Origin of the sequence: Rhizobium sp. SG741 (assembly GCF_012275435.1) — a bacterium.
In the GTDB taxonomy this organism is placed as follows: domain Bacteria; phylum Pseudomonadota; class Alphaproteobacteria; order Rhizobiales; family Rhizobiaceae; genus Rhizobium; species Rhizobium lusitanum.
The window spans coordinates 140,543-156,973 of the sequence record NZ_JAAZQP010000009.1; the positions used below are offsets into that span (position 1 = coordinate 140,543).

Annotated in this window: 13 protein-coding genes and 1 pseudogene; 5 read left to right on the forward strand and 9 right to left on the reverse strand. The window is 58.3% G+C overall.

The annotated features are described in order from the left end of the window. Positions 1–49: 49 nt before the first annotated feature. Positions 50–1,600 carry an ABC transporter substrate-binding protein gene (locus tag FHT29_RS22475; RefSeq protein WP_168600144.1) on the reverse strand — a complete coding sequence of 517 codons (1,551 nt, stop codon included), beginning with the start codon at positions 1,598–1,600 and terminating at the stop codon, positions 50–52. 12 nt (positions 1,601–1,612) lie between these two features. Next, a complete protein-coding gene (locus FHT29_RS22480; RefSeq protein ID WP_047557638.1) occupies positions 1,613–2,935 on the reverse strand; it encodes a M20/M25/M40 family metallo-hydrolase in 1,323 nt (440 codons plus the stop codon). Positions 2,936–3,063: 128 nt separating this feature from the next. On the opposite strand from FHT29_RS22480, the gene FHT29_RS22485 reads away from it, so the two are divergent. Continuing rightward, entirely contained in the window at positions 3,064–3,819 is a 756-nt protein-coding gene (locus FHT29_RS22485; protein ID WP_168600185.1) for a GntR family transcriptional regulator, read from the forward strand. Positions 3,820–4,032: 213 nt separating this feature from the next. Here FHT29_RS22485 and FHT29_RS34570 read toward each other — a convergent pair. The 3 genes and pseudogenes from FHT29_RS34570 to FHT29_RS22495 form a co-directional block, all read right to left on the reverse strand. Next, positions 4,033–4,155: pseudogene (locus FHT29_RS34570) on the reverse strand (integrase); the annotation flags it as partial. 109 nt (positions 4,156–4,264) lie between these two features. Next, entirely contained in the window at positions 4,265–5,458 is a 1,194-nt protein-coding gene (locus tag FHT29_RS22490; protein WP_168600145.1) for an MFS transporter, read from the reverse strand. A 10-nt stretch (positions 5,459–5,468) separates the two neighbouring features. Beyond that, on the reverse strand, positions 5,469–8,135 hold the full coding sequence (locus FHT29_RS22495) for a winged helix-turn-helix domain-containing protein (RefSeq protein WP_162740581.1): 2,667 nt from the start codon (positions 8,133–8,135) through the stop codon (positions 5,469–5,471). 432 nt (positions 8,136–8,567) lie between these two features. On the opposite strand from FHT29_RS22495, the gene FHT29_RS22500 reads away from it, so the two are divergent. Both FHT29_RS22500 and FHT29_RS22505 read left to right on the forward strand, forming a co-directional pair. After that, positions 8,568–9,101: a hypothetical protein gene (locus tag FHT29_RS22500; RefSeq protein ID WP_047557392.1), complete on the forward strand. Its 534-nt coding sequence runs from the start codon at positions 8,568–8,570 to the stop codon at positions 9,099–9,101. 259 nt (positions 9,102–9,360) lie between these two features. Further along, a complete protein-coding gene (locus FHT29_RS22505; RefSeq protein WP_168600146.1) occupies positions 9,361–9,591 on the forward strand; it encodes a hypothetical protein in 231 nt (76 codons plus the stop codon). A 232-nt stretch (positions 9,592–9,823) separates the two neighbouring features. Here FHT29_RS22505 and FHT29_RS22510 read toward each other — a convergent pair whose 3' ends face one another. Both FHT29_RS22510 and FHT29_RS22515 read right to left on the reverse strand, forming a co-directional pair. Next, on the reverse strand, positions 9,824–10,150 hold the full coding sequence (locus FHT29_RS22510) for a hypothetical protein (RefSeq protein ID WP_131512037.1): 327 nt from the start codon (positions 10,148–10,150) through the stop codon (positions 9,824–9,826). A 482-nt stretch (positions 10,151–10,632) separates the two neighbouring features. Next, positions 10,633–11,184: a hypothetical protein gene (locus FHT29_RS22515; protein WP_112442323.1), complete on the reverse strand. Its 552-nt coding sequence runs from the start codon at positions 11,182–11,184 to the stop codon at positions 10,633–10,635. A gap of 209 nt (positions 11,185–11,393) precedes the next feature. On the opposite strand from FHT29_RS22515, the gene FHT29_RS22520 reads away from it, so the two are divergent. Beyond that, on the forward strand, positions 11,394–12,302 hold the full coding sequence (locus FHT29_RS22520; protein ID WP_210255513.1) for a helix-turn-helix domain-containing protein: 909 nt from the start codon (positions 11,394–11,396) through the stop codon (positions 12,300–12,302). Positions 12,303–12,534: 232 nt separating this feature from the next. Continuing rightward, positions 12,535–13,023 (forward strand): AraC family transcriptional regulator, encoded by a 489-nt coding sequence (locus tag FHT29_RS22525; RefSeq protein WP_080760550.1) that lies wholly within the window; start codon positions 12,535–12,537, stop codon positions 13,021–13,023. Positions 13,024–13,668: 645 nt separating this feature from the next. Here FHT29_RS22525 and fumC read toward each other — a convergent pair. Both fumC and FHT29_RS22535 read right to left on the reverse strand, forming a co-directional pair. Next, positions 13,669–15,129: a class II fumarate hydratase gene (fumC, locus tag FHT29_RS22530; protein WP_047557378.1), complete on the reverse strand. Its 1,461-nt coding sequence runs from the start codon at positions 15,127–15,129 to the stop codon at positions 13,669–13,671. Beyond that, on the reverse strand, positions 15,122–16,426 hold the full coding sequence (locus tag FHT29_RS22535; RefSeq protein WP_168600147.1) for a threonine/serine exporter family protein: 1,305 nt from the start codon (positions 16,424–16,426) through the stop codon (positions 15,122–15,124). Before FHT29_RS22535 ends, fumC begins: the two co-directional genes overlap by 8 nt. Positions 16,427–16,431: the final 5 nt, after the last annotated feature.

The window sequence follows — 16,431 nt, forward strand, 5'->3', positions numbered from 1 at the left end:
TGCGCGTCCAAATACGACGCGCAACGCCTATGTCGACTTGACCGCGAGGTCAGCTCCGCTTCGGCGCCTTGTCGGTCAAGGCGGTGTAATCGAGGCGGAAGACGGATGCGCGGGGATGGACCTCATAGCCCGACACCCAGTCGCGTTTAGCCGCGAGCACGTCGAAGAAGGCGGGGATGATCGAGGGGACTTCCTCGTTCATCAGCTTTTGCGCCTCCGCATACAGTGCCTTGCGCTTGGCCTCGTCGGTGATCCCGCGTGCTTCGTTGACGACCTTGTCGAAGGCCGCGTTGTTCCAGCGCGTCTCGTTCCAGGCCGCGTCGGAGGTGTAGAGAAGCTTGAAGATGGCGTCGGCCGTCGGCTGCATATTGTAGAAGCCGACATAGAAGCTGCCCTTCTTCCAAACCTGATCGAGATAGGTGGCATGCGGCATCGTTTGGACGTTGATCCTGATGCCGGCTTCCTTGGCCATTTCGCGAAGCGCCACGGCAAGCTGCGTCCGCTGGCTCGGCTTGTCGGAAGCGATCAGAGTGGCCTCGAACCCGTCGGGATAGCCTGCCTCGCTCAGCAGCTTCTTTGCTTCCTCGATATTGGCCTGGCGCAGCGGCAGGTCCGTGTAGAAATGGTAGGAAGAGTTCAGCGGCGTGTCGTTGCCCGGTGTTCCGAAGCCTTCGGTCACGAAGTCGACCATGGCCTGCCGGTCGACGGTCAGCGCCAGGGCGCGCCGGACGCGGGGATCGTTGAAGGGCTTGGTGTCGCAGCCGAAGTTGATGTTGCAGAACTGGCCGGAGGGAACGCGCAATACGTTGACGCCCTGGGCGTCCTTCATGCGCAGATATTCGGTGGGCTGGACGGTGGAGACGACGTCGATGTCGCCGGCCAGAAGTGCGGAGGTTTGCGCCGAGATATCCGGGAAGATCTGGATTTCCACGCGGTCGAGATAGGGACGCTTCGGGTCGTAATAGTCCGGATTGCGTTCGACGACGATCAGGCGGTCGGGCTCATAGGACACGAGCTTGAAGGGGCCGGTGCCATTCGCTGTCGTCGAGAGCTTCTTGAAATCGCCGGTCGCGATCGAGGCGGGAATGATGCGGGCCACCGTATAGGCCATGGCGACCGGGAAGTCGGCATAGGGACCGGAGAGCTTGAAGACGGCGGTCAGAGGGTCGGCGGCCGTGACATCGGCGATCGGGCCGACATTGTTGCGAGCCGGAGACGCATTGTTCGGGTTGAGGATCGCCTTGAAGGTCTCGACGACGTCGGTCGCGGTGAAGGGCGAGCCGTCATGGAATTTCACACCTGCGCGAAGCTTGAACGTCCATTCGGTCAGCGCATCGTTTGCGCTCCAGGATTCGGCAAGGTCCGGCTCGATGGTCATGTCAACCTTCAGCCGCGTCAGATTGCCGTAGAGCAGCTCGGTGACCATGTATTCGGGATTGACGCGGGTCAGAAGCGGATGGATCACGCTTGCCGCCTGGTCGACGGAGATCCGCAATGTCCCGCCCTTGGCGGGCGCGGCGGTCTGGGCAAGGCCGAGAGACGGCGCGGTCAGGAGCGCCGCCGTTCCGGCCAGAAAATGACGTCGGTTCAACTTCAGCATCTGGTGTTCCCCTTATTTTGACGCGGAATAGTCTGGAATGAGATCGGCGGAAAAATCGCGCGCGAGATAGGCGAGAATGCTTTTCGCCAGGGCGATGATATCCGTCGTTGTCGTGTGTTCTTCCGGGCTGTGAATGCAGCTTTCGGGGCGCCCGAGCCCGCCAAGCAATATCTCCCGCATCACGCCTGCCTGCTGGACGTAACCGAAATCCGAGCAGCTGGCGGCGCCCCACTTGCTGAATTCATCAGGCTGGTAGCCGAAGCCGAGGCTCAGCGCCTTCTGCCAGCGTGGCCAATGGGGACCGTCGGGATCTGCCGTGGGGATCAGGTGGCCGACGAGGTCGATCTCGAAGCTGACCCCCGGCGTTTGCGCCACGCATGCGCGTACCAGATCCTCGAGTGTGGTACGCGCGGCTTCATAGCTCTCTTCCGGAGCATAGCGACGGCTGACGAGGATCTTGATCTCGGCTGCAACCTGCCCGCCTGAGGTGCCGCCATTGACGGCGGATATGGACAGCTGCGGCCGCAGTGGACCGCTCGCATGGGGCGGTGGCGGCAGTTTGGACTCGAAAACAGCGATCTTCGGCTTCAGCGCATGAAGCGCGTTGAGGAGGGGAAGGGCGCCCTCGATGGCGTTGACGCCCGAGCCGGTACGATTGCCTTCGCCCGCATGAACGGCGTGCCCCCTGATGGTGATCTGCAGATGAAAGACGCCGAAGCAGCCGGCCCAGATGCGCGGCGCGGCCGAACCGTTGAAATTGACGATGTGCCCCTTGAGCATGCCCTGTTCGGCAAGATAGCGGATACCGGGATAAAGCCCGCCTTCCTCGTCTGTGCACAGCAGCAGCATTGGATCGTAGGCAAGCTCGACGCCGTGCTCCTCCGCAGCGCGCAGCGCAAGCAATGTTGCGGCAATCGTCCCCTTCATGTCGGCGGCGCCCAACCCGAAAAGCCGGTCTCCCTCACGCGTCAGGCGCAGCGGATGACGCTGCCAGCCGGGAGAAACCGGAACGGTATCCACATGGTAGTAAAGGCCGCAGACCGGCTTGTTTGCCGGACGCTCGGCGATGAGATTGACGCGCTCTCCACAAGCCGGGCCATTGGCGACACGCCACAGCGCATCCGGTACCGTGACGCGTCTGGTATCAAAGCCCAACGGCTTCAACAGCTCTTCCATCAGCTCCGCGAAGGCAGGATAACCCGTGCCCGGGGGGAAGGAGGTGTCGATGGCGATCATCCTTGCCAGATCCTCGACCGCTTTTTCGACATCGCGTTCGACTGCTTCCAAGGCATTTGCAAATGATATCGCCTGGGGTGATAAGGCTTGATTGCTCACGTTGAGTTCCGAAAAGATGTGCGGAATGGAGGTTTGCTCTGCTGTCTTATTCATATAAACTATATAGTAATGATGCTTCCTCGCCTTCCGCGAGTCAACTCCAAATAAGAGGCAATTAATTGCGCGAAATGCCCAATTTTTTAGCGGACACATCGCGAGCGGCGGAGTTTTCCCTGCCGCTCTACGAGGTGGTCAAACGACAGATCACCGAAGCGATCATGATGGGCAAATGGCCGGCTGGAACCGTCCTGCCGAGCGAGATCGCGCTATCGCAGATGTTCGGAGTGGCGGTCGGTACCATCCGACGGGCCTTGGCGGATCTGACCAATGAGGGATTGCTGAGCCGCCGGCGCAAGACGGGGACGGTGGTGACGGGGCGTACGCCGCAACACAGCTTGCGCTTCTTCTTTCAGTATTTCCGTCTTCATGGCCTCGACGGCTCGCTGCAGAATTCCACCTCGGAAATCCTGTCCCTTGAGAAGCGCCAGGCGAGCCGGGACGAGAGCGCGAGCCTGCAACTGGAAAGTCCGACGGAGGTGATCAGCTTTCATCGCCTGCGCAGCGTTGGCGGGATACCGGTCATGCATGAGATCATCACGCTTCCGGTGCACTTGCTTCCGGGGTTCCCCGAGAAGAAAGAGGACATTCCAGCGCTGCTTTATCTGTTTCTTCTCGATCGCTATGGCATCCGCATTTCCGCGGTTCGCGAACAGATCGCGGCAACGCTTGCGACGGAAGACGATGCCCGCCTGCTGAAACTCACTTTGCCGGACGCCGTGCTGACGATCGATGAGGTGTCCTACGATCAGTCCGCCGCCCCGGTCCTTGTCGCGCGCCATCGGGCCACAACGAGAAGTCACCGCTATGTACATGAGGTGCAATAGCGCTCCGGACACATATCTCTCCGACACTTCGGATTTGGCGAACTTGTCAACGTGTCGAATACAAGAATTTCTCTCGGTCAATATGACGCCGGCGAAACTGCGCCTTGCTCAAGCCTCAATGAGTTTACGCACAGCGATCACACATGCGGGTGCTGTGGCGACCAGCGCGAAGACTTGGCCTTCTTGTCGACTTTAGGAATTTTGGAAACGCACCTAGAGCAGGCGAGCAGCCCTGCCGCTTCGGCGCGTGGGACTATTGTAATATGCCGATGCCTGCTGCACGGAGCGATGTCATGATTGCTCCATCGCCTCAGGGAGGGGAATGCCACGAGCAGCGAAGTGCCCTAAGAGGACTTGGTTCGCCGGTAGGCTGGGTAAGCATCTACAACGAATTAATGTCGGGTTTCTAGAGCTAACTACGGCAGCCGCTAGTTTGGTTGATCACTCAGTTATTCCCGCGTGTATCCGCCAATCTAAACGAGAATGCGAATACAGCAGCCGCCATCGCAGAAGCAAGTCCGGCCGTAACGACCAAGTGGCTCGACCCTTGAGCATAGAGAAATCCAGCTGCAACGGGACCACAAGCGAGCCCCAGTTTTGAAGCTAAGCCGCCCAGGACGGTACCACGCCCGCCTTTGTCGTCCGTCGCGCAGGCTGCAAGCACATAGGGTAGCGCCACCGCCATGGTAAAGTAGATGGAAGATACAGAAAGCGCGAAGGCGGCAGGAGTCGTTCCAACGAGCACGAGTGTCTTAGCCACGCCGGCGATGAGCAATGCGGGGGCTACGGGCCGCCATCCCAACTTTCGACTCAAGAGGATCATTAGCAGCGATCCCGGAATTCCGGCAGTCAAGCCCAAGCCCACCACAAGGCCTGCGAAGGCGCGAGATTGCCCAAGATCCGCAGCAATCCCGATCATAAAAGCGCCGAGCCCGAGGTTGGCTGCTTGAAAAAGAAAAATCCCGCAAACCTTCAATATGAGCGGTAGTGTCAACCACTCCGTCAAGGCGGCAGAGCGAGATCGTGATGAAGGACCCGGCTGTCGAAATTGGGGGAGCAGGGGCACTATTACGGCGGCGATCATTCCGAAGGCCGCCAGAATACCGAAGACGATGCCACTGTGCATCTTGCCGGCGAAGAACGACGACATGGCTATACCAATACCACCAAAGCCAAAGTGGAAGACGAACAGCACGCCAAAGCTACGCCGGGTGTCAGCGGTCTGAGACATCAGCGCGTAGGCAACGCTCGCAAGCAGGCCGCCGGCAAGTCCGTGGATGAAGCGAATGCTGAGCATCCAATAATAGTCGTAGACTGCCATTGTCGCCAGATCGGCAACGATCAACGTCGCGAGAAGGCCGATCAGAAACGCGCGCCATGGGACGCGTGATACGAGAAACAAGGCCAGCAACGCGCCAAGCATCGAGCCATAGCCATTCGCACCGGCCACGAAGCCTGCCTGATCCGGGCGCAGGCAGTATTCCGAACGAAGGGTCGCGATGATGGCCGGCATGATATCGACATAGAGCGGGCCGGCCATTGCAACCAGGGCCAGAATGATGTCGACCGAAAATGTGCCGCGCCGGACTGTTGTACTCGCGGCGTTCAGCGAAGCGGTTGCAGAGGATTGTTCGGTCACGGCATCTCCTCTATGGGACTTGTCCGGCAGGGCGGCCTTCAGGGGTGAGCGACATCAGCGATGTCGTCTCCTCACAGCGCGTTTGCCACGCGACCATCATGTTTTGCTGTGCGATCAATTTTGCTTGCTGCAGTAATGTGAACGCCGCTTCAGGGGACACCCGGTGCAATAGCTCGGCCTTCACCCGCAAAAGTTCGGGCAGGTGCCAAGCCTCGCCGCTTGCAGCGCACATCGCAAGGGCATCCTCAATGCATCGACCCCCTTCATCAAAGCGACCATGACTATTGAGCGCCTGAGCAAGAATGCTCAAAAAAAATGTCCGTCGGACCGGCCATCTGGTGCGGGTCAGTTCCTCGAGCCCAATCGAAAGCTGCTCGATTGCCGCCTCCAACCTGCCTCGCCCGAATGAGAGAGCGCCACGGAAACAACCGCCCCATGCTCGCCAGGGTCCAAAGGTCTGTCTTCCGGCAATCGATTGAAGCAGGTCCACTCGCTCTTCCATAATATCAAGGGCGCCGCTGTAGTACGGCACAGGACACCCGGCTTCGACCAGGACAAGAGAAAGGGAGGTCGTATGCCCGCGCAACCGGGCATCCTCGACGCAGCTGGCAGCTGATGCTAAGGCTGCGTCTTGTCGGCCAAGTAGCCACATCGTCATGGCGTGGTAGGCCCGTGCGCTTGCGCTTTGATCGTATTGCATCCTTACGATTGGGCTCAGCGGCGGGGACTGGCTATCAATATAGGCTTCCAGGCTTTCACAAGCACCGGAAACTTGCCCGACGTAGAGTCGCGAAACACCCAGCAATCGATCCCCGATCCGAACTGCTGCTCCCGGGATATTTTCGGCCTTGGCGTGGGCCAAGACCCGGAACGTTTCGGCCGTTGCAAGCGATCTGCGATACTCACCCCCAGCTATCTCAGAAAGCCATGTGCCGTAAAATGCATCGAGCATGAGTGAGGGGTCACCGGACGCTTCAGCAATCCGCGCGGCCTTGGCCCAAAGTCGGTCCACTTCGGGTCCGGGGCCGATCGTGTAGATCAGGGCCGTACCCAATGAACTTAACAGCGATATCACCCGGGCGGGGTCGGTCTGGCTGGTTGGCTCGAGTGCGGCGATCGCCTGCTCGAAATAAATGCGGGCCTCGCTGACAAGCGATAGCTCAAACCAGACGGTCGAGGAGGCGATCGCAAGCTCGACACCCAGTTCTGTGTCGCCATTCGGGCCAAAGCACCAAGCCAGGCAAACACGAAGATCATCGACCAATGTGGCGAACGCACTTATACGATCAGGGCTTGCTGTATGGCCCTTGTCTCGACCGATTTTCTCTAGCCTCGCCTGAACCAATATTGCATGGCGTTTGCTGAGACGGTCGAACTCGCCACGCTTTCGAAGTTTGGCCCGGGCATAAACTCGCGTCGTTTCCAGGAGACGGTAATGCGGCATTTCTTGCGTGAAGTCCGCGTTCACCAGCGACTTCATGACCAGGCTCGCGATGTCGTCGGTCGTGCTCCAAATAGGTTCCGCGATCGATGCGAGCTCAGCGCCGGCATCAAGAGAGAAAAGGCCCGGGAAAACCGAAATTCTCGCAAGGGTCGTCTTCTCGCTGTCCGAAAGCTGATCAAAGCTCCAATTCAGCGTCGCCTGCAGGGTCTGATGGCGAGGAAGAGCTGTGCGCCGACCGGTCGTGAGCAACTGAAACGCGTCATCGAGGCGCTGACCAAGGCCTTTGATCCCATAGGCGTCGACACGGCCGGCAGCAAGTTCGATCGCCAGTGGCATTCCTTCAAATCGCCTGCACAGCTCAATAATGATCGGAATGTCCGGCGGCTGGGGAACATAGTTTCCAAGGACCGATGCAGCGCGCTCTACGAAAAGACGAACCGCCGCAAAACTAAGCGGGTCCACCAATGAGCTGCCATCGTCGACAGGCGGCACCTTTAGACCGGAAAGGCGAAAGACCAGTTCGCCGGCAGCGCGCAGTGGCTCGCGACTGGTCGCCAGGATTTTTGCTTCCGGTGAATTGCGCAGAAGCTCTTCCGCAGCCTCCGCTGTTGCTTTCAGGAGATGCTCGCAATTGTCGAGGATGATTAGAGAGGAGGGGATTGGCAGCGGCTCCGATAATGGCTGCTGCTGGATCATTAGAGTTGAGGATATTGCGGCTTTGATAGTGCTGGCGACATGTGAGGCGTCGGTGACGCGGGCGAGGTCTACGACGATGACGGCGTCGTGCTCGTGAAGCAGGGCCCGTCCAACTTCAATCGCAGCTGTCGTCTTCCCAACACCACCAGTCCCCGCAATCGTCACGAGGCGCCTTCCGGCCAAATGCATGACCAACTGAGCGACGACTGTTTCACGGCCGATTACGGATTGCAGCGGACTGGGGAGGTTATGAAATGTCGAAAGTCCTGGCTGCTCCTGCGCATCTCCCCCAGTCTCTGATCCGGAGAACTGAATTCGGCCTGAGAAGACATAGCCTTGCCTTGCAACGTTTTGGATAAAGGCCTGACCGTCGTTGCCGTCGCCCAGAATGCGCCGAAGAGCAGTCACCTGCACCCGAAGGTTAGCCTCTTCGACGAAGACCTTGGGCCATGCGCTCGCGATCAGATCCTGTTTCGAAACAACCTCGCCAGCGCGCTCCACCAGCGCGATCAGGATCTCGAGCGCGCGGCCACCCATCGTGACTGGGGCCCCTGATTTCGTAAGCTGTCTGTTCGTTAGCGATAAACGGAAAGGGCCAAAGGACGCTACCGAGCGATCGCCATTGTCGTCTGGGAAAGGGGGCACTTGGGCGTCGCATCCTGATTTTTTGTATCCTTGCCAGATATGATATCGGGGCGGCACTATACGTAAGTATAGGTTCCTGGATGTATGGAGGCCGCAACGAGGCCGTTGAAGGGGCGCAGCGCCGACCGCCGAGGTGTCGGAATTGGAGGTTTCGAACTTTTCAAAAGCAGGGGCAAGCGATCTATCGCCTGAGTGATTGCATGTTATGCGGGAGCGCATTGGCCGCCGATCGCCCCTGGGATGTGAAAAATTTACAGTTTTTTGCACCTTTGTCCGACGCACCCGAGCTATTCTCTCCTCCAGCCAGCTCTGACGGAGATTGCCATGAGTGAGACGGATTGCAATCAGTTGATCCAGAAGTTGCAAGATCAAGATGGAAGTTGCGCAACGATCGATGTGCGGGGATACCGGTTAATCCGGCAAGCTCTTAGAGAGGTGGCTTCCTTAGGAACTGACTGCGAGATTGAACAAATGGTGCGGGCACGAAACGTTCCTGCAAGCCGCCAGCGCGTGCAAATTCAGCTTGAGCATGATGCGTCTGGTGCGATTACAGCGGTGCGGGTGACATTCGAGCAGGACGGCGAAATCCTTCGCAACTGGTCGACACTTCAGCAAAGCGAAATTTTCAAACTACTCGCGGACAATCAAGGAACAGATATCGGCGAACTCACAGATCGCTTTACCGCGCTTTACATAAATTTGCATACGGCCCGCCAATACATCTGCCTGCAGGATATCGCGGAAGCCAAGAAGATATTCGACAGAACGATTCCCCAGATGTTGGCTTTCTGGCATCAATCGAGAGACTACAATCTAGTCCGGGCCACCGCAAATCCAAATCCGGCAATTGACCAGTAGGCCGCAAAGCGCTGGTCTGTCCCGGAATTCACTTATTTCTCCGGCGCCCTTCGTCATCGAAAAGCTTGCGGCATCTCATTCTGCGGCGGGCTTTTTTGTCAGGCTGCTTCAATTCTCGCAAAGCCTTTAGAGACAATCGAAATCTTCAAGCCTACTGGCCGACGATCAGTGGTTCTTCGCCAAGTGACATTCTGGCCAGTGATCTTTCAGCAGTCGCTTCTCAATGACACTTCGAGAAATGATACGGAGACCAATACCCATGAAGCGACTTTTCTTTCTGGTAACTTCCGTTGCTGCGATCGCAGCATCGACCTCGGCCTTCGCGGTCGATGCCGTGGACCAGATTCCTACCGCTCCTGTGGCTGTCGATGCAGCCACAACCTTCGACTGGAGTGGCGCATATATCGGCGCCCACACCGGCTATGGCTGGGGTACAGGCAAGACCAAGGGTCTCGGCTCCGACAGCTTCGATGGTTGGCGGCGAGGGTAAAATCCGGTGCAGTGCTTTCTGCCGGCAAAGGTTTGGATTTTGTCGCGGTCATGGCGGTCTCTTTTGATATCGGGATAAATTGGGCAATGGGCGCATTTTTGAGATGCGCAGAATTTGCTGCTCGTACCGCAACGTTCCACCATGCGCGTGCGAGCCGCACTATACCTAAGTGTTGCTCAGCAATACCTCAGGACAGTGTGTGCGGTTCGGCACCGATCTGGAAATGAGAGGATCAACGATTGCGACGCGCGATAGCCCAGGAGACAGCCGTAGTAATGACTACCACGGCGAGAATCATGAGGAGGTCAAGAAAGCTGACCCGGTCGAAGCCATCATTTCGGGAGAGAACGAAGCCGGCAATCGTCAAGACGAAACAGACAAGCCCGGTATAGGCGACGCCGGCGGCAGAAAACACCAGGATGGAAAGCAGGATGAGTGGCACGTAAAGGGCGCTCGAGAACGGCGACATCGGCCCGAGAATATCGAGTAGGAAGATAGCCGATGCGCAAAGCGGCGTGATGAGCAGGAGTATGCTGGGTGCGCGTTCGTTGATGATCATGATCGCATTCCTTCTGGCATGCCGGTCGTTCCGCATCAGGCCGCGCATCGGCAGCAGGGAAGACCGGATTGGGTTCAAACATGCTCTGAAGCTGAAAGCGGTCCGGCGATTGGTGGCCTTGTTTGGGCCTTCGACGGATCACTGCTTCAGAACTGTTCGCTTCGCCGTGAAAGATACGATTTGGATGGTGTCGGCAGAATCGCCCGATGGTGTAACGCTATGGCACCTTAGTATAGGCCGATCTGACGCGGCCGTGTTCAAGGCGAACGGTCGCCCGTGCATCGTGCCCCGTCGAAAGGGAAGTCTTAACACGCCAATCTGCCCCAAATGCCGGACCGGTCGATGCGCGTGCCTGAGGAAGTCTCTGAACCGCTCGCTCGGCGGATCGGTCAACAAGGCTTTCGGATCGCCGTCATGGATCACACGAATTCAGAGCTGACTTGAGGGGAGGACCAAGCGCTTGCGGTGAGCGTAAGGAGGCTTCAGTTCGGACGGGCCGAACGCCCGTATTGATGGGCAATATGGGCACAAAAGGCCAAGGCGATATGGGGCAGTGAATGTCTTTCCGCCCCGCCGCTCGAGTGACAAAGGGGGATCAGCGCGGCTCCAAGGTCTGCAATCGTCTGGTCTTCGATCCCCCTGCAAGTCGCCAAGTCGTCGACAGGGGGCTGGCCGGCTCGCTCAGTCAGTTCGATGAGGTTCTGGCGGGGAATGTGGAATACGATAGCTTCAAACCGTCCTCGGATCGCGATCGCGGCCCCCTGTTTGAGACTGATCAAGCATATTGAACCCTTCGGATACCGTTTCAAAGGCGCGGCCGGACGATCTGGAAAAAGATCGCGATGCTCAACATCTATGAGGTAAAGGACGACGAGAAATGCGTCATCGGAAGGCAAGACGACCGGCGGATCATCTTCGTCGTAGTCACGCGATAGATGCGTGATGGCAAGTTCTGCGCCCTGCAACGGCCTAGTCACAAGAGAGCGGGCATTGTTTGCACCGAAACAATCGGCGACTTCTTCACCTGTTGCCAAAGTTCTTCTCACTAAAATCCCGTGGCCATCATTCAAATTCGCAACAGTCTGTCCAGCGCCGATTTGTATATTATTGCCGCGTTTTTCGCCTTATCCCTTTGCCGCTATGGCGTCGAAGAGCAAAATCGGCCAAAATATAGCGGTTGGCCGTTCCTCCTATCGGATGATATCTGATCGGCCCCGTCCTAGACCAAAGAGAGCTAAGCGATTTGGACCATAATCCCGCCATTGGGCCAAAGGCGCAGGCCGATCAGGTCAAGGACAGCTTCGGTTGCCCCTTCGACAAGCTTTACAAGAACCAGACCGTTCAGGGCGCCGATATAAGATTCTTCCGCAAGGGTACGAAGGAGCTAACCCTTGATCAGGTGACGACCGCAGCCAGCGATCGTGGTTTCGTCATCGGGATTTCGACAACTAGTGGCCATTCCCGTCGGATTTTCCACGAGCACCATGCCACGACTTACGAATTTGCGGAAAATTCGATGTATATCCGCAATCTTGCCGACCCTTACAAGGCCGACCTGGGGGGACCCTTCGACTTCCTGTTGCTCGAGATTTCGCCAGCCTCGTTGCAACGCATCGCCCAGGAGAGCGACCTCTCCGGCGTCTTTTCTCTCGATGTCAAGACGGCACACAGCGATCCAGTCCTTGCCAATCTGGTCAAGACTTTGATCCCTGCGCTGGAGCGGCCGGAACGGGCCAGCCAACTCTTTGTCGATCAATTGGCTTCCGCGATCGGCACGCACATAGTGCAGGAGTATGGTGGGAAACTGCCGTCCGTGAAGAGGATCCGGAAGCTATCCCGTGCCCATGAGGCCCTGGCGAAAAATATACTGCTCGAAAATCTGAAGGGGGATATCTCGATCCTGGACGTTGCCGAGGCTTGCAATCTCTCGCGCGGATATTTCATCCACGCGTTTCGCGAGACGACCGGGATGACGCCCTACAAATGGCTGCAGAGCGAGCGGATTTCGCGTGCGTGCGAATTGCTTCGTACCACCGAACTGCCGTTGTTGGACGTCGCGACAGCATGTGGTTTTGCCGATCAGAGCCACTTCACGCGCGCTTTCACGACTGCCGTCGGTGTGTCACCTGGGACGTGGCGTCGCAATTCCTGACCGAAGGCTATCGGTCTCTGCTTGGCACGTTGTGACCCCTCGATTGCCGGTTATTCGGGTCGGCTGATTGTCGCGCGCTACCGTAATGGCCCCTGCGAATCCTACCATACTTAGGTATCACTGCCTCACACGGAGAGCCATCCGACATGTATCTCAGTTGAGTTTCGATGCATCTGCGTGACCGGCACTATCGCTCCCATCAAGTGCTTCATCAGTTGCATCGGAGATCGATATGCCGTTCCAGACCATCAGCGCTGAGCGCGTCTTAAACTTTTCCAACGTCGGCGGAATTTCCGCGAAGGGCGCATTCCCGGACGCAGTGCCGTATGTATCTGAGATACGGCCGGAGCAGGTCACCAAGCCGACGCCGGGTGGGCTGGCGCCCTGGCAGGTCAAGCGCGTGACCGCCCATATCGATACGCGTCTGTCTGAAAAGCTTTGCCTCGACGGGCTTGCGGAACTGGCCAAGTTAAGCACCAGCTATTTCTCTGCAGCCTTCAGGCGTAGCGTTGGCACCTCCCCACACGTGTATATCACTACTCGTCGTGTTGAGCGGGCAAAGCAACTGATCGCAGACGGCATGCCGCTTTGCGAAGTCGCACTCGAATGCGGCCTTGCCGATCAGGCGCACCTGTCGCGCGTATTTCGCAGGGTGGCAGCGACAACGCCATTTTCTTTCTCTTCGACATATTCGCGGAGGCGCGCCCGAAACCCGGTGTAGGCGCTCTTGCGGGCTACGCGCATGATCTCCCGGTTCAACGTCAAGACATCGATCGTGAATTCTGCCCTGGCCAGATCTGCCGGAGCGAGAGTGTCAACTGCCAGGAAATTGAAAGTGCCTTCGAGCACGGTTCCGTCTGGCGTCGTCCCGCCAAGGTCAAGCTCGGGATATACGGTTGGATCCTCCTGTCGTGGATCAATGCATCCTGCAGGACCGGCGGGAGGAGGAACAACCGGCTTCAAGGCCGCGTCCGAAATTGTTATGTGCTTCGGCCTAGGAAGCGGTGGCGACAGCCGTGCCGGCGATCGTCAAGGCGACGAGACCTACGGTGACAAACTGACGAGTGCTCATCATCATGGTCGTGATCCTTTCGAACGGTCAGCTGCTATGTCTGATATGCATGACCGTGGGTGGGACATAAGCTCTGGGTTGATTACCGCAAATTTTCCAAACAGTTAAACGTTGTTAACTTTTGGACAATCCGCTTGTGATTGCAACCTTAGTGCGCGTAATTTCTGGATTTCCGGAAAAGTTGTGTAGCCAGTCGCTGGACGAGTATCGTGATCTAGTTGCGGCGCTGCAAACCTGGCTACTTTGCGGCCGTCTCTCCACCTGGAGACGGCTGCATTTGCTGTAACTGATCGATCAGGCGCCGGCCAAGCCGCTGCCAATCATGTTTCCGGGAACGATAACCTTCTCATACTGCTCTTCGGTCACGAAACCGGATGAAAGCGCGGCCGCCTTGAGGGTTGAGTCGGTCGCGACGGCATTTTCGGCAATATGGGCGGCCTTCTGATAGCCGATAACCGGAGACAGCGCGGTGACCAACATCAGATTATTATCGACATAGGACTGGATCCGATCCCGGTCGATCTCCGTGCCTTCGACTGAATAGGTGCGGAATTTCTCGCAGCCGTCGGCCAGAATTGCCGCCGAGTGCAGGAAATTATTGATGATGATCGGCCGCATGGCGTTGAGCTCAAAATTGCCCTGACTGCCGGCGAATGCGGTCGCGGTGTCGTCGCCGATCACCTGGATCGAGATCATTACCATCGCTTCGCATTGTGTCGGGTTGACCTTGCCGGGCATGATGGAAGAGCCCGGTTCATTGGCCGGCAGTTTCAGTTCGCCAAAGCCGCAGCGCGGGCCGGAGGCGAGCCAGCGCATGTCATTGGCGATCTTCATGAGGGAGACAGCGACACCGCGCAGCGCGGCCGAGGCGCGAACCATGGGATCGAGCGAACCCTGCGCCATGAACTTGTTGGGTGCAGTTACGAACGGCTTTCCGGTGAGCTCTGCAATCTTGGTCGCGACATTGACCGAAAAGCCCGCCGGCGCATTGAGGCCAGTACCGACGGCCGTACCGCCAAGTGCAAGCTCAAGCAGGCCCTCGCGTGCATGCTGGATTTCGGCGATGACTGCGCGGATCTGGGCGGCCCAGCCGGACCATTCCTGCCCGACCGACAAGGGGGTCGCGTCTTCGAGATGGGTGCGGCCAACCTTGACCACGTCCATCCATCCAGCTGCCTTCTTCTCGATCGTCGATGCCAGCTTCTCGAGTTCGGGAATGAGCCGATCATCGATCGCGGTCACCGCGGCGATATGCATCGCGGTCGGAAAGCTGTCATTGGAAGACTGGCCCATATTGACGTCGTCGTTCGGACCGACCGGATGCTGTGAGCCAAGGGTGCCGCCGAGCAGGTGGATCGCCCGGTTCGACAGGACTTCGTTGACATTCATGTTGGACTGGGTGCCCGAGCCGGTCTGCCATACGAAGAGGGGGAAGTGCGCATCGAGATCGCCGGCGATTGCCTCGTCGGCGGCCTTTACGATGGCGTACATCTTCCAGCCGGGGAGCTTGCCGGACTGGCCGTTGACGAGAGCCGCCGCCTTCTTGACGACACCGTAGGCACGGTAAACAGCCTTCGGCATCCGATCGCCACCGATATTGAAGTGAAGCAGTGATCGCTGCGTCTGCGCCCCCCAATAACGGTCAGCAGGAACCTTTACTTCGCCCATGCTGTCGAACTCGGTGCGTTCGCCAGTCGCGTTGAGGCCGATGGGAATGTCCTGCAACACCGGATGGCTGCTTGTGGTGTCATTCATGGTCTTGGTCCTTTCGTGAGTTCGCAGGTGAAGGCTCGTTCGGGAAGCCCGAGAGCGGCAACGCCAGGCCGATGGCAGTGGCGATGGTGGTGATTGTCGTGATGATGGCGAGCGAGAATGTGTTGGCGACGAGGTCAAGCGGGGCTTTGGCGCCCAGAGACATAATCTCGAGGCCGCCGATACCAGCGCGGAAGCCGAATGATCCGGGGATCATCGCGACGACGCCTGGAAAGGCAAACACTACGGCGGGCACCCGGTGAATGGATGCCGCCAATCTCGCGATCAGTGCGGCAACTATGGCACCAATCAGCGAGGCGATCGGCAGGTTTATGCCCAGTTCCTCCAGGCCGGTGCGCAGTCCGTGGCTTGCCATTCCTGCGATGACGCAGAAGGCGATGCCCCGAACAGGAACGTTGAAGAGCAAGGCAAAGCCGATGGCTGCGAGTGCGGAGAACAAGAGATCTTCGGGGACCGGGAGCATGCCCGGCCCCACATCGACCGGCAACTTGGCGCCCGTGACAACACCCACCACATAGAGCGCGAAGCCGATCGTTAGGACGAGGGTTATCCCCGTTGTCAGCCGGGCAATGCCGTTTCCGGCGTGGCCCGTGGCAATTTCTCGAATGCCGTTGATGAGGGGGACACCCGGAACGAGGATCATCCCGGCTGCCGTCAGCGCAAGGATCGGCGATTCCTCCGGCCGCAGCCGTAATGCAAAGACTGCGACAAGGCCGCTGATGATGGCCACAGCGAAAGTGACCGCGAAGGGGTTCGGTAGAAGCTCCGGCAGGCGCCGCCTTAGAAGGGTGCTGACCAAGCCTGTTACAAAAGATGCCAGCGCCACCGTCCAGGAAGAACCGAACAACATGGCCAGGGAGCCGGTCGTCACCGCTACACCCAGGATGACCACGTACTCGGGATAGCCATGACTATTTCGTTCGGCGTCATCGATCCGACGCTCGATCTCGAATGAGCCATCTCGGCGCAGGAGGATATCATCGGCGATTTGCTGGATCTCCAGCAACTTGCCCATGTTCACACCGGTCGTGGCTACTTCATGGCCGAGTTTGGTGCTGAACTGCTCCTCGGTTCCAACGGTAACGAGGATGCCCTCCGGGGTGACCAGGGCGTGGGCAGGATGCCCAAGGTGTCGGGCAATCTCGGTGACGTTATGTGCGACATGCCGCGTATCGGCCCCATTCATGTAGAGAAGGCGGCCGATACGCGCGGCAAGGTGGGCCGCGCGAGCCGCCGGGACAGAGGCCCGGGGCTCTACGGCTTGTTTGTCCCGGGCCATATCCA